Origin of the sequence: Bacillus sp. V5-8f, assembly GCF_002863565.1 — a bacterium.
Taxonomy (GTDB): Bacteria; Bacillota; Bacilli; order Bacillales; family DSM-1321; genus Peribacillus.
The window spans coordinates 152427-175364 of the sequence record NZ_PGUW01000015.1 but is presented as its reverse complement, the minus strand read 5'-3'; the positions used below and the strand labels follow the sequence as shown (position 1 = coordinate 175364).

Sequence of the window (22938 nt, the reverse complement as noted above, 5' to 3'; positions counted from 1 at the left end):
ATTGAAGAGTATATCAATTATTTATTATAATAACAAGCGTATAAAGCAAAAATTGGCAGGCATGAGTCCGGTTCAATACCGCATCCATACCAGCCAATTAGCTGCTTAATATAAAACTCTAACTTTTTGGGGTCACCTCACCTTGTTTAAAGGAACAATAGACCTTTTTTATTGACGTAAAGTCCACCATGATTCGACAACTACTAGGATAAACTTTATCACGATGTATCTACAAATCCGTCAAAACGTGCTTTTTTTAGAATGGTTTCTTGTATGAAGTATAAATTAATTATTTAATTAAATGTTGAACGGCGGTTATCGTTTACTTAAACCTACTCCATACTTTCATAAAGCTTCCAATGGTTAGACTGACAGTAGCCACGCTTTTATATTCTTATTTACTTGCTTTTTAGATTTTATTGCAATGTAGACGGGTTTTTTTGTTGTCTCTCCACCAGGACGAGGATTTTTCCGTCCCTCACTTCGCCTTCATATTGTCGGGCTTCTTCTTCAGAAAGCCCCATTTCTTTCAAGGCTCCCATCAATCCGCCTTCATTGGAGGCAGCTCCAGCAACAGCACCGCCCAGCACCGAAAAGATCGGACCAGCTGCGACAATCGGCCCGATGCCAGGAACGGCAAGGGCACTCATACCGACTAAAAGGCCTGTAATACCGATTACTCCCCCTGCTGTAGCTCCAGCAAGCATTTGATCAGTTTTTTTAGGCTGTACCTGTTCAGCATCCGGGCCTAATTCTTCAATATTTTTTGCAACAATCGATATTTCCTCCATACTATAGCCCTTCGCCTTTAAATCATTCACCGCTTCATTTGCCTGTCTTTCATTTTGGTAAACACCTACTACTCTTTTTTCCATGTTGATTAACTCCTTTAGAATGATGTATTTCTTTAATACCCTATCATTCAGGACTTCAATCAGAAAAAACAAAAGTGAACTTTTGAGAGGGTTTTGAAAAGTCTAGCTGTTTCCAAAACTAAGATAGATGATTCTATCTAATCATTCCAATGCCGCTCTTCTTACCAGAACTAGACCGTTCAGTTCCTTTCCAGTTCATATTCTTGCCAATTAACGAATTTTTCAAGAACAATGGAAAGCAGCACTCCCATGATCAAACCATTTGAGATAAATGGCTGAATAAACATAGGGAGACTAGTGAACATCGACGCTGGGCAATTCATTAGTGAAATCCCTACGAGCAATGGGGCTGCCAACCTAAAAATGGTATTCGAATTAAAGGTGCTTCCGTTTATACTACTGTAGGCAGTTCCGAATAACTGTAAATAAGCAACAAATAAAACAGCGTTACCAATTGTGACAGGCATGGTGGACAAAAAGGAACCCAATACCGGAACAAGGCCCATTAATGTTAATAGCCCTCCCCCGATGAAGAACGGTTTCCGCTCGAAAATCCGGGTGCTTTGCAAAAATCCGATAGAAGAGGTAAAGGGAGTATATGGCACTAATCCAAACCCTGTTCCAATGGCAGTAAAAACTGAAGTGACCGCCATTGATGAACGATATTGCTTTGCGGTCGGATTTTCCTGAGTGATTGCTGCACCAGCTTTTATTGATGCCATTGTGTTAGTCAGGTTCATTACACACGCAAAAAACGTAACACCAATGATGCCAAATTGAAGGTTCGGTTTTCCTAATGGGAACAATGAAAATGAAAATCCGCCTGATTGTGGAGGCTGCTTTATTTCATTTGGAAAGAGCAGGGCATACACCAGCCAGCCAACCAAAAGTCCAATGAGGATTGAGAAATTACTTAAGGCCTTATTTCCTTTAATTTTTAACACGCTGACAAGTACAACAATCGCTACAGATAATAGGCTAATAGCAATATCGATTGTTCCATTATCTGCGACCTCCAGCATTCCTTTAAAAAAGATAAAAATCAGCTGAAAGGTCAATAAAAAGAGATAGACAGTCATCACCATCGGGCTAAAAATTGATTGAAGAATGGGTATTCCATTGAAAATGGCAAACAACAAGGTAACACCACAAGCTAGCAATATCCCTGTAGCAATGCCTCCGCCAATTTCCTGTAGGCTCATTCCCAGTGCAGAAGCCGACATCCCAAGATTCAAAATGACCCCCCACAGCAACCCTGAATGTCCTTCCATAATTGGAAGCCTGTGACCCAGCCAGCCTTGCAGCATACAAGCTGCCCCGGTAATAATCAGCGAAGCCCTTAACATGCTCCCTACTGTATCTGGACTCAGCTCAAACACTGACGCTACTGAAATCGGCACAACTACCGTGTTTGCAAAAATAAAAAAAAGCCATTGAATGGAAGAAAAAAAGGTCACCGAGCGAAACTGTTTATTCATTAGCACAACACCACTTTCAATTAGCAACTTTCTATTAAATTTAATATGTATTATGGGGACAAAACTTCCAAGTCTACATTATCATATAATTCTATAGCTGTGTGCAGAAATGAAACTAGAAATCTTTTATTATAAAATCTACTTGCCTTCTCTTATTTACGGTTTCTTAGCCAATCAAAAAATATTTTCGCCTCCTCCTAGGCTTATGTCTGCATTGTTTAAAATGATGAATTTCAGGTAAAAGAAATAAAAATAGGAAAAGGAGGATATGCCATGCCCTATAGTTCCTTGAATGAACTTCCAGATTCAGTAAAAGAGAACTTACCCCACCATGCCCAAGAAATTTTTAAAGAGGCTTTCAACTCCGCCAGCGAGGAATATAAAGAAGAAGAAACTGCATTTAAAGTAGCCTGGAGTGCCGTCAAACATAAATATAAAAAAGATAGTGATGGGAAGTGGGTTGAAAAATAATAAATACTGATTCTCGAATACACTTTGCAAAGGACACTTCATAAAAGCTATGCTGTTTTAAGAAGATGATTTATTGTAAGTGAAGCGCCCCCTGTATAGTTATCAGGGGGCGCTTCATCGCGATGCTAATTACCAAGACTTGAGGTTATTTTCATAGGAAACGCTTCGACTGTGATATGTTCAAAGGTTTCGACGTTAAAGAGTCCTTTATCCGTTAGTTTCAGCTTTGGAATTACTGGTAAGGTCAAAAATGAAAGTGTAAGTAATGGATTAAATGTGTTTGGGGCGCCAATTTGTTGTAAAGCTAAATCAAGACCCTTTAGTGATTTATCCACTTGATGAAATGAATCATTTGTCATAAGCCCTCCAATAGGCAGAGATAGTGATGCAATGGTTTGCTTGTTTCTTACAACTGTAATTCCGCCATCTAGCTTTTTCAACTCCTTGATTGCTTGAAGCATATCGTCGTCGTTTGTGCCGACTACTACAAGATTATGGGAATCATGGGCAATGGTTGTGGCTATCGCCCCTCCAGTAAGACGAAATCCATTTACGATTCCTAGTCCGATATTTCCAGTGTCATGGTGGCGTTCGATCACTGCTAATTTCAAAAAATCTTTTTCAATTGAAGGAATAAACGTTTCCCCATTCATGTCGACTGATTCCACCAGATGGTTTGTAGTTAGGCTGTTAGGAATTATTTGTATGACATTGGCCAAATGTTTTTTCATCGTTATTTGTAAATCTTCACGAGCTAGAGGAGGAATATGAACAGAGCCTGTCAGCTCTTCAGCTATCGAATCATGTTGAGATAAGATATTTTTATATTCCCCTTCCTCCGCTACTAATTCACCGTTCTTGTATACTTGAAAAATCTCTACCGTCTTCAAGTCATCTAATAGGAGGAAATCTGCTTCATAACCAGGAGCAATTGCTCCTTTTCCTTTTAATCCATAACATTCTGCGGCATTTAGTGAAGCCATTTGTATGGCTAGCAAGGGATCCAGCCCTTCTTCAATGGCAAGGCGGATATTATAATCGACAGATCCTTCTACAAGAATATCGTCTAAATGTTTGTCGTCCGTACAAAACAAACAACGGCGGGCATTTCGTTCATTCACAACAGGAAGTAAAGCTTTTAAATCTCTGGCGACCGAGCCTTCACGAATCAATACATACATTCCTCGCTTCAACCGTTCCAAGGCATCTGTTGCAGTCGTACTTTCATGATCGGTCATGATGCCGGCTGTACGGTATATATTGAGGCCTGTTATATCCAATCCTGCTGCATGGCCATCTATAATAGCTTTTTGGGAGGAAGCATCCATCAGTTTACCAAGCATTTCGGGGGAACAATCCCTGACTGAAGGAAAATCCATAACTTCAGCTAAGCCAATGACTCGAGGATGCTCATAAAATGATTTTAAATCTTTGGCATTGAGAACAGCACCGCTGCTTTCAAAAGGAGTAGCAGGCACACTCGAAGGGAGCATCACCATGACGTCCAGGGGAAGGCCTTCAGAATCATCTAGCATGAATTGAATTCCTTTCACACCTGCAACATTAGCTATTTCGTGTGGATCGGTAATTACCGTTGTAACACCGTGTGGGATTACAAGCTTTGAAAATTCTCTCGGTGTTACCATTGAGGATTCAATATGCACATGGCTATCGATGAAGGACGGAGAAATATAACGGCCTTTTGCATCTATGATTTTATGCCCATTATAATCTCCAATTCCGACAATCATCCCTCCTGAAATGGCAACGTCCCCTTCTATAATTTCAAGATTAAAAATATCGATGATTTTTCCATTTTTAATGACTATATCAGCTGGAATTTTTTTGCTGGCAGCTTCGATTTGCGTAGTGTAATTTATTGTGGACATGATGACTACTCCTTTCTCTAGATAAGAAGTAGTTAGACTAAAAGAGAAGAACCTATGAAAAATTTCGATAGAAATTGCGTTCATCTCTCGTAGTCCAACTATTTACGGTAGTTCGGTAGAGACTCTTGGACCGTATTTCCAAGATTATACGAGTGATTTTAGTTATTTCGATCATTTTAAAGGTCAGACCTTTATTCGTCAATGTTTTTTTAAAAAAACAATCATTTGTTTAGAAAACGATGTGGTTTTCCGAAAAATCTGGCAATGAGATAAAGTGGTGAGGATATTCCATCCATGGACAGAGAACCTTTGTTTTTTTATAAAAACAGCACTAGGGAATCGATTTTTTTCACCATCGTGAACACAAACTAAAAAAAACATTCTTACCATAGTTCCCTTAATGATCTTTTTAATTCTTGAAGAAGATCATAAGCTACATACGATATAGAAAATATAACAGAGACCTTTATTAGATTTACGAATAAATTGTCACCTATTTCCTTCGTTAGCAAACCCGATAAAAACAAATCAAACAGATTGATAAAGAATACATGAACAATATAGATCCCTACAGCTCTTGCCCCTATTTTCGTTATGAACATTCCCTTACCTAATGTAGGATTTTGCAAGGAAAATAGAAAAAGAAAGGCTGATAAAAAGATAGTAGAAATAAAATATTCTCCGTGATTGCCTGACATCATCTTTTCTAAAATATATCCTTCTGTAACCTGCATAACAGAGAACACACCAATCAAGGATAAGCAGGTTCTTGTAGATAATGTTCTTGCCTTTATAAAGCTCCTTTCAACAACAAAGAAGCAGCCCATGGTGGTATAAAAAAGACCAAAAAACAAAGGATCACGGGTACTTTCAGGAAAATCGAAGAAAACAGAATAAGATTGCCCGAAAAGGCCTATAAGATGCAAAATGAAGCTTACGCTTAAAAGGAGCTTTATTTTTTTAAGCTTTAAGCATATAAAAACAATTGTAAGGCTCCAAATTAATGCAGTTAAAAACCACAACTGGTATCCGCTCGTACCACCACCATAATAAATGAGATCAATAAGGGAAACGCGGCTTAAATAATTCTGAACTGTTTTTTGAAAATCAGCACCTTTTCCAAAATCAGTAAAAAAATCATATATCATATAAAAGATCAGCCATGATATATAAAGTTTAATAATTTTAACAATGTACTTCTTAAAATAAAGATGTGCGTCACTTGTCTGCAAAATCTTGTTACCGAAAAAATAGCCGGACGCAATAAAGAAAAAAGGCACGGCAAATCTTGACAGGTTATCAAGAACAAATAATCCCATCTGGTTGTCTCTAGGGAATATATGAATGATTAAAACAGCAGAAATGGCAAAGAACTTTATAAAATCAATCGCGGTATTTCTCTCCATCTGTTCTCCTTCAAACACTTATCTGGGTAATTACCCATATTATTTACAACCTAGGGATATTTATTTTCTTAAAAGAATTTTATTGCCTCGTGTTGGTGGGGAATAACAGGAGAGAAAAACAAAAAACTCGTATGATAGTCAGTGCTGTGAAAGTTTAGTACAATAAAAAGGAAGTATTGCAAGGAGCAAGTTTTACTTATCTACGACCAAGTCATTGTGGAAAAACATAGGAGATTGGGATGCTTAGAAAATTTAATGTATTTGCTTTACCTTTTATAATGATTTTTATTATGGTTGCTTGTAATGATCATGAATTTAATGGTATGTCACCTGCAGAATATTGGAACTCACTAGATAGAAATCAAAAACATATTCTGGTTACAACAGAATTGGAAAAGCTACGAGGCAGTGGATTAACCATAATTGTTGAGGAATATTATTTTATTGATAAGTTGGACGAATATTATAATGAAAATCCATCAGGCAAGTTACCCGTTCACGAAGCTGTAAGAAAAATTGGAAATTCTACTGGTACGATTCAAGCTGGCCAAAAATAATTTTATGATATGATTGGTTTTAAGGTAATACTTCCCTGATTGCAGTTTCATACATAAATGACAATTATTAATTTATAGCACAATAGCCAGCAGAACAGCTGCTGGCTTTGTTTTGTTATAAACTTTGCATACTTTTGGAGGATATCCATTTTGACCTAGTCAACTTTATATTTGTAGAACTTTTTATCTATACGTAAAACCGGGAAATTCTCAGGTAATTCGCTTTGCGCTACATTTATAAATCCATTTTTTTCATAAAATCTATGGGCTGCCAAAAATTGAGGCGTTGTTCCAAGATACACTTCTTTAATAGATTGGTCCCTAGCCCATTGGATAACATTATTTAATAAAAGACGTGCAGTATTAAATTTTGAACCTCTAAATTCTTTATTTACAAACACCTTTCTTAATGCAGCTTGATCATTGCCGATGTCTATAAGACCTATTGTCCCTACTACTTCTTCTTCATATAGTGCTACCCAAAAATTGCCTTTACCAGACTGATAAAACTCTTCTATAGTAAAGAGGTCTGGCTGATCATCCTTGGTTATTGGAATGTTGTATTCTTCTTGCTGAATCCTAAGAATTAAATCAACCACTTGAGTTTGGTACTTTTCAGTGTATTCTTTTACAACAGGAAATTCATGCATATTTACACCGCCATTTACATGTTCTTACTTATGATGTCAAAAAGGTTGCGGTTTTAATCGTGGGATTTTTTTAAAGAAAAGGAAACATTTTATCCAAGGAGAAAATTGAGGCAACGAAGAAATTTTGTAACTATATTATTTCTCATTTATTGATTTTTACACGTTTACTGGAATCTAAATGCAGTCCCCATTCATCAGGAATTTACATTTTGTATTCCGTATTTCTTTATCCGCCTTGCTATGTAGGACTGGGAGACACCTAACTTATTTGCAGCTTTATAGGTACTTCCTTCTTTCAAAAGCGTTTCTGTAATAATCCTTTGTTCAAAAAAATCGACTTCTCTTTTTAAATCCGTGATGTTGTTATAATTTTCCGTTTGGTAACCTCCATCTTTGTTGTATTCTAAAAAAACTCCCTTTTCACCATTTAACACTACAAATCGTTCTATCAAATTGGACAGCTCACGCACATTTCCAGGCCAATTTACGCTCTTTAACAGAGACAATACATCAAATGTCAATGTAACGTTCTTTTTATATTTTCGGTTGAAACGATCCAGAAAGTATAAGGCTAACACATCAATATCTTCCTTCCTTTCTCTAAGCGGCGGTATTTCAATGGGAATCACATTTAGGCGAAAGTATAGATCCTTACGAAATTTACCTTCCTCTACAAGCTGCTTTAAGTTGTGATTTGTGGCAGCGATGATCCTGGCATCTGTTTTGATATGCTTTGTTCCACCAATCCGTCGAAATTCCTGGTCTTGCAGCACTCTTAATAGCTTTGCCTGCATTTCGAGGGGAAGGTCGCCGATTTCATCAAGAAAAAGCGTGCCGTTATCGGCTGCTTCAAATAATCCGCTTTTGCCCCCTTTTTTTGCACCTGTAAATGCGCCATCTTCATACCCAAATAGTTCTGATTCGATCAATTCCTTAGGAATAGCAGCACAGTTAATTTTCAGAAATCCGCCTGTTGTCTTACGGCCGCTCATGTGATGAATTTGTTCAGCCACGACCTCTTTTCCAACTCCCGATTCCCCTGTAATCAACACTGATACATCCAAATGGCTGATTTCTGTTATTAATTTGTAAATTTTAAGCATCGCCATGCTCTGGGCGATCATATTTTCGTTAGAGATTGATGAGTGTGCCTGCTTTAACTGTACTTCAAGCCGGTGCTTTTCTTTTTCCACTGCTTCAAGTTCATCTTTTAATCGATGTAGTTCAGATACATCCCTTACATTCGTGATAATCCGATATAGCTTTCCTTGTTCATCGAAAACGGGACTGCCCGTTACCAACGTTTCTTTTCCCGTATTTACTCTTTGTATAGTACTATATGGTTTTTTAGTCGCTGCTACCTTCAAAGTGACCACATCATTAAAAACTCCAAGAGAAATTAAATGGTCCAGGCTTTTTCCAACAAAAAATTCCTTTTTAATCCCGGTCAATCGTTCAATTGCCTTATTCGCCCTAAGGTTCACTCCTTCTGGTGTGGATATGTAAATCCCATCATAGGAATTCTCGATTACCGCATCCAGTTCCATTAATTTTTTTTGAATGTTCTTATGTAAAGCTGTAATTGGAATGACACCTACATAAATTGGCCGGCCATCCACGTACTCAACTGCTGGGTAATAAAAGATGTTCTCTGTGACTGTAAACTGATTGATTTCTTGTCCAAGAATGAGCGGCTGCAAATATGTTAAACGAGATTGGTTCCCTTCCCTTAGTTCAACCCCGATATATTCTCCCCCTTTGACACGGGGAACCATAGTATGCCAACTCTGTAGGTCCCCGCTATATGTTTCATTATTCTCTTCAAAATAAGGATAACTTTCAAGTAAATCGTCCTTCATTGCTCTCCCCCTCGACAATTAAGTCGTTTCTGTAAGTTAATTTCAACTTAATTAATTTTATTTCGACTTAAATTATATCATAATCATTTAAATATTCAGATAATGGTTACAATTCTTTTTTGGCACAATAATTGCATAGATAAAATCAGGGGGTGGAAATTATGTCAATACCAGGTTGCAGCATTGCTGCGATTAAATCTGAAGGGCGTTACATATTGGCTTCAAACAGCGACAACCCATGGGATACAAGGACAAGACTACGCGTTAGCCAGGGGAAAAATTATAAGTTTATCGGAACAGAGCTTATTTGCCCGGATGATAATTTACCATGGGCCAATATGGTAACCCGGGGAATAAACGAAAAAGGGATCAGCTTTACTTTCGCATATGTGGATAGCGATCCTAAATTTTATCAAGGCGGCATTGGTTTTAAAGAATTTGGAAGTTATGTTCTCGGCTGCTTTCAATCATTAAAGGAAATTGAAAGTTATATTCAGAATGAGCCACTCCAGGTTCACGGCAATTTCCTTTTCGCTGACGGGTTAGGCAATCTATTGGCAGCTGAAATTCATCCAAGCGAGAATCATCTTGAATGGAATCCCGATGATATTATGTTCCGGACTAACCATTATGTTCGGCTTCCATTCACAAACGAAAAGGAGATGATTGAAACGTGTTCGATTCTTCGCTACCAATCCGGATTGAGTGCGATTAATCATGATGAACAGCGTAATAGCTTCGATTTTCTGCACTCGTTCCTTCGAAATCATGAGCTAAAGGAGCATGGTACAGATTGGGGATCATCCACTTGTAATCACGGTGAAAAATTTGGCACAGTAAGTTCGGAAATTCTCGATCCCTTTTGTCGCGAAATGTTCTACTGTTATGGGCCTCCTTGCGGCAGCGGGGAGAAAATGCAAAGCTGGGGTCGGCACGTATCCTTCCGTTTGGAGGACCTTCACGAAGGAGAAATCACAACTTTGGATGGAAAGATGATTCAACAAGGGGGTTAAAAAATGCTAGATAGTTATATTGGATATTTGATGATGATTATTTTTGGGGTTCTTATGGTCGGCATCTCTATTGTGATGAAAAATAGAGGGAAAAACAATTTGGATGACTTTTTAAGCGCTAGGGAAAGTATGAGCTTACCGGTCACGATGAGCTCGTTAGTGGTCGTGTGGGTATGGAGCAGTTCGTTAATGGGCGCAGCCGAAGGGGCATATAATTTTGGGGTTGCAGGATTTTATATGTACGGCGTCTCCGTTCTGATGTCATCCTTGTTAATCGGATGGCCTGTGTTTAAGAGGGTTAGAAAAATAGCGCCATCAATAAGCACGTTACCGGAATTTATGAAGCTCAGGCTCGGAACACGGACTCATTTAATTTTCGCGATTGTCGGGATCCTTCAATCCTTCTTTTGGGCCGTGCTTCAAATTACGGCAATCGGCCTGGTGATGAATGTATTGTTTGGAATTCCTCACGCAGCTGCAGTTATTTTAGGTACATTAATCGTCACCATTTATGTTGCAATTGGTGGGCTTAGGGCTTCTATTGGAACTGATGTTGTCCATTTTATGATGCTGCTTGTCCTTCTGGCAATTGTCATACCGGTGACATTATGGGTAGCTGGCGGGCCAAGTGAAATCTATCAAGGCCTTGCTAATTCAAAGGTTGAAACCGCAACACAGCTTTGGACGAAAGAAAGCGTAACAGGATGGCTTCTCGTTAGTATCCTTTCGTTTATCAACTATGCGATCATCGACCAAAGTGTATGGCAGCGTGTTTACGCTAGTAAAAGGGGAACAGAATCAAAGCTGATATTAGGTACAACCTTTTTATGGCTTCCTATCCCTGCTGTTGCAGGGCTTATTGGAATGGTTGGGTTGGCAAAAGGCTTTGATGTAACTCCTTCCGAAGTATTTCCCGCAGTTGTGGGAGAATTGCTTGGAACATGGGGAGCGTATGCAATGGCAATTATCATGATTGCTACGATCTTATCCACAACCGATTCATGTTTAAATGCGTTATCAACTCTAATTGTGAGGGATATTTACCTTCCTTATATCAGAAAAAACAAACCAATGGATCCAGGGAAAGAAATTATGGTGGCCCGTATTGTTGTTATCGTGGGCGGAGCGGGTATTGCCCTTTTCAGTCTGGCTCAGTTCTCGATCTTATATTTAAATTACGCCGTGGGTGCACTTACACTAGCGATGACATGGCCATTCGTTTTATCCGTTTTTATGAAAAAGCTGAACAAGACAGCTGCTTTCTGGGGCTTGATTATAGGGACTGTTTCCGCTTTATTCTTTGCTGTACTTCCCGGTGCAGGTTTAATGGATCCAATTGTTCCATTATGGGTAGGTTATTTAATTTCACACATCATTGCTGCTGGCATTCCGCTGATTGGCACATGGATTGCACCTGACCATGACTTCCAGTATCAGGCAGCGTTCAGTAAAGGAGGTATGTAATAATGATATTAAGCGAAACTGGATTTGTCATAATTACATATATTCTGTTAATCTGGTTTATAGGTTCGAATCTCACCCTAGTATATTTCTGTTTGAAAGATTGGATTAAAGGTCTAGTGAACCGAGCATAAGCAGTAAAGCACACCGAGGAGATGATTATATGGATAAAAATATTGAACTTTCAGAATTACGAAAGCTTTTAAGAAACAATGAATTTACCGGGCCTACCGCAGGATACGGCCATGGGCATACACAGGCGAATCTCGTAATTTTGCCGAAGGAGCTAGCTTATGACTTCCTTCTTTTTTGCCAGCGAAACCCAAAACCGTGCCCGTTAATTGAGGTAACGGATGCAGGTTCTCCAGTTCCAAGGTTGACAGCGCCAAATTCGGATCTGCGGTATGAAGTGCCGAAATATTTCATATATAAAAAAGGAGAGCTAGTCGAAGAAGTTCATGATATCGAAGCATACTGGAGAAACGACCTGGTATCCTTTTTAATAGGTTGCAGCTTTACATTCGAATTTCCCCTGCTCGAAAACGGGCTTGAAATTCGACATATCGCAGAAAAACGAAATGTCCCAATGTATATCACAAACATTCCTTGTGAACCGGCAGGAGTTTTCCATGGAAACTTAGTCGTGAGCATGCGTCCTTTTTCACCTAACGATGCAATCCGGGCTACTCAAATCACATCAAGATTCCCATCTGTACACGGTGCACCGGTGCATATTGGTAACCCCGAAGTGATTGGGATCAAAGATCTTTCTAAGCCTGATTTTGGTGATTCAGTGACAGTGAAGGATGGCGAGGTACCTGTATTTTGGGCTTGCGGTGTAACACCTCAATCGGTGGCGATGTCTAGCAAACCTGATTTAATGATTACCCACGCGCCTGGCCACATGTTTATAACCGATATGAAAGATAGCAGCTATTCCATACTATAAAAAAATGAGGGTGAGTCCTCCGGTATATCTATTTCCCGGAGACTCACCCTATTTTCACACCTTGATTATTCACTCTCAAATTCAATTAAAATATTATTCACAAAGTAAATAAAGTTATTGTAAAAATACAGATAATTTATAAACACAATGACAAAAAGGACAAAAAGAATAATCAATAAAACTAGTATGGCAGTCGAATATTCAATCATATAAGCAAGTACAATTACAGTCGTGAGGGTCAATGCCAAACTTGTCAATAGAGCTCTTACGGCATGCAGATTTCCAAGCCTATAACTATATATTCTTTGAATCTCCTTCCCTCGATCGTTTTTTATGATTCTTCTGTCAATTTCATACTCCGTCCTAAAATACTTGGCCTGTTGTGTCCATATAACAAAACCCAATCCTATGCTGACTTGATGGATTAATTGGCCAAGAATGATTCCTGCAAGTATGAATATCGTAGCTGACGCTACAATTTTTGATACCTGATTACTGAATATAAATTCGGAAGACGCACCTAGGTCTTTTACACAAAAATAAGCTATGATAGATGATAAATAAACCCAGCCGGGAATTCCCCATCTAATCCAATGTTTAGCCTCAAAATTCACAATGATCACCTCCAATTTACTTATATACCAATTGTACAATGAAATAATCTGTTAGAAAGTCTTTAACTATTTAATCTTACTAGAAATACTATTTTAATTTCATCAAAAATGCGGTTTGATCATTAAATTCTCTTCAATTTACGTAAATTAGAGTCGTTTGTTGGGAGTCCCCCACTATGATACCTCAATAATACGCTATGGTACTTAACCTATCAGTATAAATAGAAAATAATTCACTAAAAATCACCCAGGTATTCTTCCATTTAATATTCAACAAATGGTAGATTATTTGTGAGTGAAAGCGCATATATCCCTTAAACATTTTGTCAGGTATATCGAAGATTTATTATCATCCTTTTGATACACACGCTCCTAGTAAAAAAATAGACCTTTGCTCCTAGCAGGCAATGGTTCCGAAGCTACAGTAATTATGATCTAGCGTTCAATGAAACTACAAGAATAGTTTTTATCAATGCGAAAAGAGGATTAGTTGTATGTTTCTCGTATAAAGATAAAAAGAGTTGATTTACCTTATAGAGGAGAGAGGGACAATTATCATGTTCACAGGTTTTGAAGAATTTGATATTAATGTAAATGGAGTAAACATTCATGGTGTAAAAGGTGGTAAAGGTCCAGGACTTTTACTGCTACACGGATTCCCCCAAACCCATGTGATTTGGAAGTTAGTAGCAGAGCAACTTTCCCAAAACTATACGGTAGTAGCAACTGACCTGCGTGGTTATGGGGATAGCAGTAAACCTGAGGGATTACCCGAACATATTAACTACTCAAAAAAAGTAATGGCAAAAGATCAATTGGAAGTGATGCGCTATCTGGGATTTGAAAAATTTTATTTAGTGGGTCATGATCGAGGAGGCCGAGTTGCCCATCGTTTAACCGCGGATTATCCCGAGCATGTTGAAAAATTGGTAGTGCTGGATATCGCTCCAACCCTTGCAATGTATGAAAAAGCTAATTTGGGATTTGCTCGTTCTTATTACCATTGGTACTTTCTTATCCAACCAGCACCGTTTCCTGAAATGTTAATAGAATCCAATGTGGACTTTTTTTTAAGAAATAGTTTAAGTGGATTTGCGCCGCAAGATTCTCTTCCCCCTTGGCTTACCGATGAAAACTATTCTGAATACTTTCGCTGTTTCAACAATCCTGCTGCTATTCACGCCATGTGTGAAGACTATCGTGCAAGTGCCGGGATTGATTTAATTTTAGACCGGGATGACCGGGAAAAAGGCAAAAAAATTGAATGCGAGTTGCTAGTCCTCTGGGGAGAAAAAGGAGTTGTCGAAAGATATTTCGATCCATTAGAAGAATGGAGGAAAGTGGCTGTTCTAGTACAAGGAAGCAGGATGCCTTGTGGCCATTTTATTCCAGAAGAAATTCCTGATTTACTGCTTAAAGAGCTTCAATCCTTTTTAAAATAGTATTAGTTAAATGATTTTCATACTATCGATTAAAAGGATGTCTGCCAAAGCAAGTTTAATGGTCTCCCAACTTTTAGGCTAAATGCTTACATACCATAAGTGTCAGTCCCTCATCTTAACACGATGTGTATCTAACCCGTTAAGACACAATTTAATAATGGTTGCATATACTTTAATGGTACTTTCATCAGGGCGGCAATGGAATTTACATTATGGATGCAAAGGAAAAACCTATAGCCTGGAAGTTAAATGGCATGTAATTTTTAGGACTAATTAAGGAGAGATTCATTTTGGAAACTGTTCGGCAGACACAGGTAAACATCCCAGCCCCATCCAGGTGGGGAATACACGCTACTGTAGGTAGCAGACCGGTCGTTTACGGCACCCTCATTATCAACTCCGTCACAGATAACAGAATCACTGGAACGATAAATTTTCGAGGCAGGCCCATTCCAGTCAATGGCAGTTGGAATCCAGGCTCCAGACAAATTCAATTTGATACACCCTATGCAACCTATTCAGGTAATTTGGAAATATTTGATGACCCATCAATAAGAGTCCGGCATTTACTTGTTAGAGGACGGCTTAGGATGAAGCCGCCATCATCACAAGCAGGCGAATATGGAACTTGGGTTGCCTCAACTGAAACTGCTCTTACCGGACCTCCTGTTAGCACTCATGGCCTGCCACCCGTTGGAGCCTTCTTAACATCTGAAATACTCTACGGGACTCCTGAATAAAAAAGGGGTCAGTCCCCCATCGCGTTAATGCTTTAACGCACCGGGGGACTGACCCCGTAGTTCGTAGTTTTTATTTCAATATAAATTTTCGGATTAAAGCATTCAATCCCTGAGACATGTGATTTAGTTCTTGTGCGGATGAGGCTATGTTGGCGACTAACATTTCTTGTTCTTCGGTTACATTCACCATCTGTAAAGTATTACCCTCGGTTTTCTTCGCTATTTTAGCTGTTTCATCAATCGCACCAGTAACTTCCTTCGTGGATTCCAAGATCTGTTCTGAGGTGGAAGAAACTTTTTGTATTTCTAATGTAACGTTTTTTATTAAAAGAAGAATAGACTCAAAGGACCGGCCGGTACCTTCAGAAATCTGGATTCCCTCCCCTGTTGCAGAAATTACTTTTTCCATGGATTCAACAGTTAGTTGAGTGTCCTCTTTAATACGGTGGATTAAACTTGATATATGGTTAGCTGATTTTTCAGACTGCTCAGCCAACTTTCTAACTTCATCTGTCACGACGGCAAATCCCTTGCCGGCCTCCCCTGCCCTCGCAGCTTCAATAGCAGCATTTAAAGCGAGTAAATTCGTCTGAGCAGAAATATCTTTAATGACCTTTATGATTTCATTAATGTCTTTCGATGTGGTTTCGAGAGTTTTTATGGTGCTGGATGAGTCTTCAACTGAATGATGAATGGCCTCCATTTGTTTGATGAAATTTTGAACCAGTTGAAAACCTTCTTCAGCACCACTCAACGACTTGTCCGCCAATTTTGAAACTTCCATGGAAGAAGAAGCAATATTTTCGATTCCACCTGTCATTTCTCCTATGGAAGAGGCACAGATTTCTGTGCTTTTAAACTGCAATTCGGTGCCTCCAGCAATCTCTTGAATGGAGGCATTTATTTGATTACTAGCTGCTTGCGCTACTATCGAGCTGACCAATAACTTATCTGAGGATTGATTCAGCTTAGATGTATTATCAGTGATGCCTTTAATAATGTCTCTTAAGTCATGAATCATATTTTGTATTGAGCTAGATAAGAGACCTATTTCATCTTTTCTTTTTAAATCTATTTCTACGGAAAGATCCCCTTTCCCAACAAGTTCCACCTGTTTAGCCAGCCGTTTTACTGGGTTTATTAATAATCTCGAGTAAAAGTAGGTAATCAATAAACTCACTATTAAGATAATGGCAGTCGTTACGATCATATTTTGATTGCTGCGTTCCATTTGGCTATGGACATGTTCAGCATTGAAATCTGCACCCACAATCCCAATAACCTCACCAGAATCATCTTTTATTGGAACATAAGCTGAAATTAAAGCACCGTAACCGGACGTTACACTCATTTCTCCTACTTGGGTCTTTCCGGTTTCAAATGCTTTAATTAATTGTGGATACTTATCAGCTTCCTCTTCAATATCTCCTAAATTGGAGGCATCTTTATGGCCAATTGGCATACCGTCAACCATATAATGATACTCATACCCGTCACCCTTTTTGCTTCTTTCCATCGTATAGAGAAATTCCAAGCCATTCTTTTCTCTTATGTCATTTAATTGACTACGCAGCTGCAAATAGTAATCTGTTTTACCTGATTCAATTTTGATTTCTTTATACTTTTCAATATCTAAAATTTTAACAGCTTGTTCCGTAATCGTTTTTGCTTGAAGGCTGACTGTATCAACAACTAATTTGGAATAGGAACGATAGTTCAAATAGCTAATGATGAGACAAGACAGCAAAATAACGGTAGAAAACACAATGATCATTCTTGTTTGAAGACTTCTTCCCATAGCAATGCCCTCCGTTGTTCTCCTATAAATAATAGATAAAATGGTAAATAATAACTAGTCCTATTTTACTATACATAAGATAGAAAACAACATTATTTTGTGTACATTTACGTAAGAAGAACTTAATCTAAGATGCTAAAAAACTGACTTCCGTGTCAATTGCGGGTATCTTATTCGCCCACTTTAAAAAGCAACAACCCTTCCCGACTGTAATCCGGGAAAGGCCGCAGTTTTATTTACTATAATTTTTAAATAAAATACTTTAGTGTTTTTTAATCATTAAAGAGTTGATTTATTGCCTTTTCTAGCGTTGAAGTGATGGAAATCTTATCAAACGGAAGCTCCAGTCGCATGGCTGTCTGGGCAATCTCTGGCCTTAATCCAGAAAGTGTTGATTGTACCCCCAGGAGTTTCAAGCCTTCGATTAATTGAAAGATTTGGTGGGCCACCATTGTATCTATGATCACAACACCTGATAAATCAATAAAAAGGTGATTAACCCCTTTTGCCGCACATTGCTGGAGCGTATTTTCCAGTAAAAATTTGGCCCGTTCAGTATCAATATCACCAATCAGAGGAAGCAAAGCAGTATTACGATTTAAAGATATAATGGGCGAACTCAATTCTAAAATCATTTCCTGCTGTGCTTGGAGTAGCTTTTGTGAGTATGTATAATTTTCTCTCGTAAACCAAGTAATCACTTCGCTGAAAGTTTTGATAATGATTTGGTTCCAAGAGTCAATCTGTTCATCCGAAAACTCTCCTGAATGCAATGAAACAAACTCTTTAACTAAAACTAGGTACTGTTGTTGTGTCCTGAAAAACTCCCGTAATATAAAATGGATCGGTGTGCTTAAATGTTCCGGATCTTGTGCGATTTCCAAAATCCATTCTTCGAAGGTTTCAAAGAATTTGCATTCTTCATCAACAAAAACTTTGCAAAAACGTTTATGAAATTCGTGATTTTGATTTTTTAATCCCTCGATTACCTTTGGATCGGACGAGGCATAAACACCCGATTGGTTACTTTTGTCCAAGGACTGATACCATTGTTCTGTCAATTCCCAAGTTTTATCCAATAAAAAGTGATATAATTCTTTATTACGATGCATGTGATCCACCATAATCCCTTCGCATAAGAATCCTACACATTATTGTATCTTAACAATACTTGGTGTGTCGATTGTTTAAACTTAGCTTTCCACGCAAAAGAGATAAAACGGATTCAGTGTTCATTCAATTCTCCCATTTAATTACTGTTTTCAATCTTGGTATATACATTGCCTAAAATATTGATCGCCCTAAACTAAATACTATAAATTTATGTCTTGCATGAATAATTTTCTCACGTCGTTTATGGTAGCTGCTTTCTTTATGAAATAGACGCTGCTTTTTCGAGCCAAGCTAGGCGGGATCACTGTCAAAATCATGGATTCTAAACGGATGCCTTTAAAAACGTGACGTTGCTCGGGTAATAGTTACTCAACTTAAGTGCTAAATGAACTGATGAGATTCCCCCTCCAACAATGGTTATAGGTGCTTTCATTTTGGAAAAGGAAGGCAGATCATGATCAAAAATATGAAAATTGAGTTTTTCTGTTTATCTTGAAATTCCCTTGCCCAGTCCGGCCAGTAAGGCTGTTCCCCAATCCCAATTGCGATCACGAGTTTTCGACCGAGAAGAACACGGTCATAATCCAAATGGACTTCCCATCCCTTCTTAGATATACGGGCAGCAATTACTTTTCCTTGAATCCATGATTCCTGTATTCCTAAACCATGGACAATCACCTAGGTTTTATTCCCTACTTCCTAATCAATTAGGTCAACAAAAAGAAGCACACATATCTTCCATGCGTACTTCTAGTAAAAGATCGATAAATCGGTATAGCTGATAGTGTTATTTCTTTTTAGCCGCCTGGAACTGGCCGATTAATTGATTCAACCGCCGTAAATGGTAGCTATATTCGACAATGGAGGAAGCAATGATCATTAGCCTGAATTTCTGTTCTTTATTTTGCAAATAATTATGAAGAACCTGTTCAAAGAACGCTTCACTTTTTTTCATCATATCATTTTCAAAGTCACTTTCCTCCGCTTTAATTTTCCCCTCAAATTTAAGCAACACATATTCATGCTCTTTGATTAATTCTTCCAGCTGCTGATCGAAAAATTCATCTTCATCGTCATTTGCCCTACTCTGAAAATAGTGTTCATTAATATTTTCTAAAACTTGTTCAGCTTGTTTTATTGTCTTTAACATTTGTTTGAATACAACAATTTCCCTAACATCCAGTTCATTTAATTTAACAAGATTTCCTCTTTCTTCATCAAAGAGTTTAAATTGTTCTTCAAGCTTCCCAATGTCGGAGAGTAATTTTTCATGGTGTTCCTGAAAAGACTTTTCCTTCATTTCATTTGAAACCGCCGTGCGTAATAATAATGAGAGATTAGTGAATGCAGAATTCACTTTATCTAAGTAATTCTGTTTATATTTTGGCGGTAAGATGGCAAAATTCACGACCATGGCACATGCAATTCCTACAAAAATGATTAAACATCTGTTAAAAATAAATTCCAGATTTTCATTGGCCGGAGCACTCATGATGGCTAAAACCGTAACTAAAGTTAGGGGGATCGTACTTTCCATTTTCAATTTTAAACAAAGTGAAATGACCAAAATCATGACCAGCCCTATCATAATAGGACTATCGCCCAAAAAGTAAATCGAAAATAAAGCAGCCAGTGCACCAATTATATTAGTAATAACCTGGTCTAATAAATGTCTCCAGGTCCGATAAACAGAGGGCTGGATCGTAAAAATAGCCGCGACACCAGCAAATACAGCAGGCTGTAAATTAAGGATCGAACAAATTAATAAAGCTGCAGTAACAGCAATACCTGTTTTTAACACACGTGCACCGAGAACCATAAAATATGTGACTCCATTCTATCTTTATATCTTCTATTAAATAATGACGGATAGGTTTGGTCAAATTAGTATGCATTTTTATAGAACCGAAGTTACGCTTGTAAAATTAATTTGCTGGAGATATGCTCCGGTTTTCGCTTAAAAAATAAATTTTCCGCTCCTGTCCTACCAATTTCACTTAAATAATTTCACAGTGGATCGTATGGTTTCCAACGTAAGGCTTTGGTAATCGTTAATAAAGAGTACTTGAAGGCTTCCCACTTTTCAAAAAAAGGAAAGAAATTTACAATTTACCCCTTGCGAACATTAGTTCTTGTGTGTTATTATTTGCTCATAGAAGTACTTATTATAAAAACAAACCTTTATATAATCGATCTAAAACTACGCCGCAGGTTGTAGTACTGAGCCAAAAAAAGGGTTGTATCAGTGCGCCTCGCAGGTATCAGGTCGAGTTAAGGCTGAATAGTAATTTAGGATTAAATTTAATAGGTGAGAATGCCCCTGCCTTTTTGGTAGCGGGCTTTTTGTTAGTCAATCTAATAAGGAAAGAAATTTGGTTAATAATGAACTGGCCCAGAAATTTATCTTACGAATTGAAACCGAAAACTCCCAGGGAGAAATCCAATGACTAGAAGCTTTTTTCCTTGTATATTTTTTTCTCTACAGCAAAAAGTAACAATAATTCTTTGATGGAGGCTATTATAATGGATGGAATGAGAGTTAGATTTGAAATAAAGAATTTATATCTTAAAGTAGGGAATGTCTCGCGAGACAATCAGAGCTATGTTCTGCTTAGGGCCTATGATGATAGCAATAATGAGATTGTGTTAGAGTTAACACATGAACAAGCAGGATTTTTAGAGGATCAATTTTATGAAGCCAACAGGCGCTATGAACAGAGAGTATTTGCTCCCGTCTCTCCAGGTGAAATACCTCAAGCTAACCTGACATTCAGTAATCAATATCCTTCAGCAGCTCAATCGCAATTTTTGTAATACCTTATTATCATTAAACACTAATCAAGTAACACATACACCCTTAGATAACTGAGGGTAATTTCTACATTAAAGTATTCCAGGTAGTATTCCATTAAATGAAATTCGTTGGCAGAAACTAAATAGGAAAAGATAAGACAAGGAAAGCCCAATAATATGGCTTAGCCTTTAAAATCAAAGCCTGCAACCATATCTAATTACATTTTCATTTTGAAGAGTTCTGAAAATAGAGATATGATTTTCCAAAAACGGAGATAAAATAAATAAACACTTGGATTCCGAAGAAATCCAAGTGAATATCGTGAGATACCGTTTACTTTTTTGATGAAGCACTACTATCCTTAAATTTAAATAATTTCTCTCTTATCCGAGCGAATACATACATTTGAACATAATGTGAACGCTTTAATCAATTGCTTTAAACTCTTTACATTTCTTTACCCAGTTCTCCACCATTTGCGGACATGAGCCAAAATGGAAATGAGTGTAGCCAGCAATTAAATTCCCCTTCATGTATCCCTCTTCCTTTATACCGCGCATTCCTTTTGTTTTGTATGCATGCTGCACTTCTGATTGAGGGTGAAACGTAGAATAGTGAAATTCATGTCCTTTTGCTTCAATATCTCCCTGTAATAAGTAGTTCCCTTTTTCACCTGTAATTTCCCGATAGCCTAACGCTGCTAGTTTTGTTTGCATCGTTACCTTCCCGGGAATTATACCTACCATTTCATGCTTGTTCCCATCTGTTGTTTCAATCTCATCCGTTAAATACATAAAACCGCCACATTCCGCGAGCGTAGGCATCCCTTGTTCAATAGCTGTCCGAATGGAATGCTGGACTGCAGCTTCATATGAGAGTTCTTGCGCGAATTCCTCTGGAAATCCTCCACCGATATACAAGCCGCTCACATCATCCGGCACAGTTTCACCTCGTAATGGCGAAAAGTCTACTAGCTGGGCACCATACGCCTCGAGCATATCAAGATTTTCCTGATAATAGAAATTAAAGGCCGCATCCCGGGCAACAGCAATCCGAACCTTGTCTTCCTTTTCCCTACTGCTAAATTGGGATTCTTTAATTTGGATTGTTGGGGCTTTGGCCAATTGAAATAATTGGTCCACATCTATCGTTTCGATCATAAGGTTTCCTAATTGATCAAAAAAAGAGTCCAGTTCCCCACGTTCAATAGAAGGAACCAGGCCTAAGTGCCGTTCAGGAATGGTGATATCCGCTTCTCTTTTTAAATAACCAAGAACCGCAATCCCGCATTCCTGTTCAATGGCTGTTTTCACAATTTTAAAATGCCCCTCACTTCCGACACGGTTTGCAATTACACCGACGATATTCGTATCAGCAAGAAATGTCTGAAAACCTTTTACTATGGCAGCTGCACTACGGGCCATGCTGGCGCAGTTCACAACGAGGATAACCGGGCTCCTTGTTATCATACTGATTTCTGCTGTGGAACCTTCATTATTTGTTGGATTCTTACCATCGAAAAAACCCATAACCCCTTCAATAATGGAAATGTCTGCGCCTTCACTGCCCCGGTTAATAATTTCCTTTACCATTTCATGATTAAGCATCCAGCTATCTATGTTTCTTGAAACCCTTCCCGTTACGGCGGTATGATAAGTCGGGTCTATATAATCCGGACCGCATTTAAAGCCTTGCACGATGTATCCTTTTTTCTTCAAAGCTGACATAAGGCCTATTGTTAAGGTTGTTTTCCCAACGCCGCTTCCTGTACCGGCAATAACAAGTCTTCGATCTGACATAATGGTCCCCCCTTTCTTTATACTATACTC

The 22938-nt window shown here is 38.2% G+C and carries 21 protein-coding genes, 1 pseudogene and 1 riboswitch; of the genes and pseudogenes, 9 read left to right on the top strand and 13 right to left on the bottom strand.

Annotation, left to right across the window (positions count from 1 at the left end):
* The first annotated feature begins 1 nt into the window (after position 1).
* Positions 2–109 (top strand): IS3 family transposase, encoded by a 108-nt coding sequence (locus CUU64_RS15600; RefSeq protein WP_374702728.1) that lies wholly within the window; start codon positions 2–4, stop codon positions 107–109.
* Positions 110–416: 307 nt separating this feature from the next.
* Here the strand turns inward: CUU64_RS15600 and CUU64_RS15595 are convergent, their stop codons facing one another.
* Both CUU64_RS15595 and CUU64_RS15590 read right to left on the bottom strand, forming a co-directional pair.
* The gene (locus CUU64_RS15595) at positions 417–875 is read right to left on the bottom strand and encodes a YflT domain-containing protein (RefSeq protein WP_101634508.1); all 459 of its coding nucleotides are present in this window, start codon (positions 873–875) and stop codon (positions 417–419) included.
* A gap of 179 nt (positions 876–1054) precedes the next feature.
* The gene (locus CUU64_RS15590) at positions 1055–2353 is read right to left on the bottom strand and encodes a uracil/xanthine transporter (protein WP_101634507.1); all 1299 of its coding nucleotides are present in this window, start codon (positions 2351–2353) and stop codon (positions 1055–1057) included.
* A gap of 273 nt (positions 2354–2626) precedes the next feature.
* Between CUU64_RS15590 and CUU64_RS15585 the strand changes: the two genes are divergently transcribed.
* Positions 2627–2824: a ChaB family protein gene (locus CUU64_RS15585; RefSeq protein ID WP_101634506.1), complete on the top strand. Its 198-nt coding sequence runs from the start codon at positions 2627–2629 to the stop codon at positions 2822–2824.
* A 125-nt stretch (positions 2825–2949) separates the two neighbouring features.
* On the opposite strand, the gene ade is transcribed toward CUU64_RS15585, so the two are convergent.
* A complete protein-coding gene (gene ade, locus CUU64_RS15580) occupies positions 2950–4713 on the bottom strand; it encodes an adenine deaminase (RefSeq protein WP_101634505.1) in 1764 nt (587 codons plus the stop codon).
* Between the two features lie 70 nt (positions 4714–4783).
* Positions 4784–4885, bottom strand: a riboswitch (purine riboswitch).
* Positions 4886–5096: 211 nt separating this feature from the next.
* Entirely contained in the window at positions 5097–6119 is a 1023-nt protein-coding gene (locus CUU64_RS15575) for an acyltransferase (RefSeq protein ID WP_101634504.1), read from the bottom strand.
* 239 nt (positions 6120–6358) lie between these two features.
* Here CUU64_RS15575 and CUU64_RS15570 point away from each other — a divergent pair, with 239 nt between their 5' ends.
* Positions 6359–6676 carry a hypothetical protein gene (locus tag CUU64_RS15570; protein WP_101634503.1) on the top strand — a complete coding sequence of 106 codons (318 nt, stop codon included), beginning with the start codon at positions 6359–6361 and terminating at the stop codon, positions 6674–6676.
* A 155-nt stretch (positions 6677–6831) separates the two neighbouring features.
* Here the strand turns inward: CUU64_RS15570 and CUU64_RS15565 are convergent, their stop codons facing one another.
* Complete coding sequence (locus CUU64_RS15565; RefSeq protein ID WP_101634502.1) at positions 6832–7326, bottom strand: GNAT family N-acetyltransferase; 495 nt, start codon at positions 7324–7326, stop codon at positions 6832–6834.
* Positions 7327–7520: 194 nt separating this feature from the next.
* Positions 7521–9185: a sigma-54 interaction domain-containing protein gene (locus CUU64_RS15560; RefSeq protein WP_101634501.1), complete on the bottom strand. Its 1665-nt coding sequence runs from the start codon at positions 9183–9185 to the stop codon at positions 7521–7523.
* Positions 9186–9346: 161 nt separating this feature from the next.
* On the opposite strand from CUU64_RS15560, the gene CUU64_RS15555 reads away from it, so the two are divergent.
* The 3 genes from CUU64_RS15555 to CUU64_RS15545 all read left to right on the top strand — a co-directional run bounded on the left by CUU64_RS15555 (position 9347) and on the right by CUU64_RS15545 (position 12608).
* The gene (locus CUU64_RS15555) at positions 9347–10198 is read left to right on the top strand and encodes a carcinine hydrolase/isopenicillin-N N-acyltransferase family protein (protein ID WP_101634500.1); all 852 of its coding nucleotides are present in this window, start codon (positions 9347–9349) and stop codon (positions 10196–10198) included.
* A 3-nt stretch (positions 10199–10201) separates the two neighbouring features.
* A complete protein-coding gene (locus CUU64_RS15550; protein ID WP_101634499.1) occupies positions 10202–11662 on the top strand; it encodes a sodium:solute symporter family transporter in 1461 nt (486 codons plus the stop codon).
* Between the two features lie 160 nt (positions 11663–11822).
* Positions 11823–12608 carry a putative hydro-lyase gene (locus CUU64_RS15545; RefSeq protein ID WP_101634498.1) on the top strand — a complete coding sequence of 262 codons (786 nt, stop codon included), beginning with the start codon at positions 11823–11825 and terminating at the stop codon, positions 12606–12608.
* Between the two features lie 65 nt (positions 12609–12673).
* On the opposite strand, the gene CUU64_RS15540 is transcribed toward CUU64_RS15545, so the two are convergent.
* Positions 12674–13222: a BA5345 family protein gene (locus CUU64_RS15540; protein ID WP_101634497.1), complete on the bottom strand. Its 549-nt coding sequence runs from the start codon at positions 13220–13222 to the stop codon at positions 12674–12676.
* A gap of 557 nt (positions 13223–13779) precedes the next feature.
* Between CUU64_RS15540 and CUU64_RS15535 the strand changes: the two genes are divergently transcribed.
* Together CUU64_RS15535 and CUU64_RS15530 are read left to right on the top strand one after the other, a co-directional pair.
* Positions 13780–14664: an alpha/beta fold hydrolase gene (locus CUU64_RS15535; RefSeq protein ID WP_101634496.1), complete on the top strand. Its 885-nt coding sequence runs from the start codon at positions 13780–13782 to the stop codon at positions 14662–14664.
* A gap of 290 nt (positions 14665–14954) precedes the next feature.
* Complete coding sequence (locus CUU64_RS15530; RefSeq protein WP_101634495.1) at positions 14955–15404, top strand: hypothetical protein; 450 nt, start codon at positions 14955–14957, stop codon at positions 15402–15404.
* A 70-nt stretch (positions 15405–15474) separates the two neighbouring features.
* On the opposite strand, the gene CUU64_RS23360 is transcribed toward CUU64_RS15530, so the two are convergent.
* From CUU64_RS23360 to CUU64_RS15510, 5 genes and pseudogenes are all read right to left on the bottom strand, one after another.
* A complete protein-coding gene (locus CUU64_RS23360; protein ID WP_483861839.1) occupies positions 15475–16425 on the bottom strand; it encodes a methyl-accepting chemotaxis protein in 951 nt (316 codons plus the stop codon).
* Positions 16417–16614: pseudogene (locus CUU64_RS23355) on the bottom strand (HAMP domain-containing protein); the annotation flags it as partial. The gene CUU64_RS23360 and the pseudogene CUU64_RS23355, both read right to left, overlap by 9 nt.
* Positions 16615–17474: 860 nt before the next feature.
* Positions 17475–18314: an STAS domain-containing protein gene (locus tag CUU64_RS15520; protein WP_101634493.1), complete on the bottom strand. Its 840-nt coding sequence runs from the start codon at positions 18312–18314 to the stop codon at positions 17475–17477.
* A gap of 430 nt (positions 18315–18744) precedes the next feature.
* On the bottom strand, positions 18745–18993 hold the full coding sequence (locus tag CUU64_RS15515; RefSeq protein WP_101634492.1) for a hypothetical protein: 249 nt from the start codon (positions 18991–18993) through the stop codon (positions 18745–18747).
* 109 nt (positions 18994–19102) lie between these two features.
* On the bottom strand, positions 19103–20134 hold the full coding sequence (locus tag CUU64_RS15510) for an FUSC family protein (RefSeq protein WP_101634491.1): 1032 nt from the start codon (positions 20132–20134) through the stop codon (positions 19103–19105).
* 704 nt (positions 20135–20838) lie between these two features.
* On the opposite strand from CUU64_RS15510, the gene CUU64_RS15505 reads away from it, so the two are divergent.
* Positions 20839–21129, top strand: coding sequence for a hypothetical protein (locus tag CUU64_RS15505; RefSeq protein ID WP_101634490.1), 291 nt, complete (start codon positions 20839–20841; stop codon positions 21127–21129).
* Between the two features lie 405 nt (positions 21130–21534).
* Here the strand turns inward: CUU64_RS15505 and CUU64_RS15500 are convergent, their stop codons facing one another.
* Positions 21535–22908 carry a cobyrinic acid a,c-diamide synthase CobB gene (locus CUU64_RS15500; protein ID WP_101634489.1) on the bottom strand — a complete coding sequence of 458 codons (1374 nt, stop codon included), beginning with the start codon at positions 22906–22908 and terminating at the stop codon, positions 21535–21537.
* Positions 22909–22938 lie beyond the last annotated feature (30 nt).

Coding starts and splice junctions, on each gene's coding strand:
- CUU64_RS15520 (WP_101634493.1), bottom strand. CDS start 18,314: ATGCATCGTAATAAAGAATTATATCACTTTTTATTGGATAAAACTTGG.
- CUU64_RS15590 (WP_101634507.1), bottom strand. CDS start 2,353: ATGAATAAACAGTTTCGCTCGGTGACCTTTTTTTCTTCCATTCAATGG.
- CUU64_RS15560 (WP_101634501.1), bottom strand. CDS start 9,185: ATGAAGGACGATTTACTTGAAAGTTATCCTTATTTTGAAGAGAATAAT.
- CUU64_RS15510 (WP_101634491.1), bottom strand. CDS start 20,134: ATGGTTCTCGGTGCACGTGTGTTAAAAACAGGTATTGCTGTTACTGCA.
- CUU64_RS15595 (WP_101634508.1), bottom strand. CDS start 875: ATGGAAAAAAGAGTAGTAGGTGTTTACCAAAATGAAAGACAGGCAAAT.
- CUU64_RS15505 (WP_101634490.1), top strand. CDS start 20,839: ATGGATGGAATGAGAGTTAGATTTGAAATAAAGAATTTATATCTTAAA.
- CUU64_RS15500 (WP_101634489.1), bottom strand. CDS start 22,908: ATGTCAGATCGAAGACTTGTTATTGCCGGTACAGGAAGCGGCGTTGGG.
- CUU64_RS15565 (WP_101634502.1), bottom strand. CDS start 7,326: ATGCATGAATTTCCTGTTGTAAAAGAATACACTGAAAAGTACCAAACT.
- CUU64_RS23360 (WP_483861839.1), bottom strand. CDS start 16,425: ATGATTCATGACTTAAGAGACATTATTAAAGGCATCACTGATAATACA.
- CUU64_RS15575 (WP_101634504.1), bottom strand. CDS start 6,119: ATGGAGAGAAATACCGCGATTGATTTTATAAAGTTCTTTGCCATTTCT.
- CUU64_RS15550 (WP_101634499.1), top strand. CDS start 10,202: ATGCTAGATAGTTATATTGGATATTTGATGATGATTATTTTTGGGGTT.
- CUU64_RS15535 (WP_101634496.1), top strand. CDS start 13,780: ATGTTCACAGGTTTTGAAGAATTTGATATTAATGTAAATGGAGTAAAC.
- CUU64_RS15570 (WP_101634503.1), top strand. CDS start 6,359: ATGCTTAGAAAATTTAATGTATTTGCTTTACCTTTTATAATGATTTTT.
- CUU64_RS15585 (WP_101634506.1), top strand. CDS start 2,627: ATGCCCTATAGTTCCTTGAATGAACTTCCAGATTCAGTAAAAGAGAAC.
- CUU64_RS15545 (WP_101634498.1), top strand. CDS start 11,823: ATGGATAAAAATATTGAACTTTCAGAATTACGAAAGCTTTTAAGAAAC.
- CUU64_RS15555 (WP_101634500.1), top strand. CDS start 9,347: ATGTCAATACCAGGTTGCAGCATTGCTGCGATTAAATCTGAAGGGCGT.
- ade (WP_101634505.1), bottom strand. CDS start 4,713: ATGTCCACAATAAATTACACTACGCAAATCGAAGCTGCCAGCAAAAAA.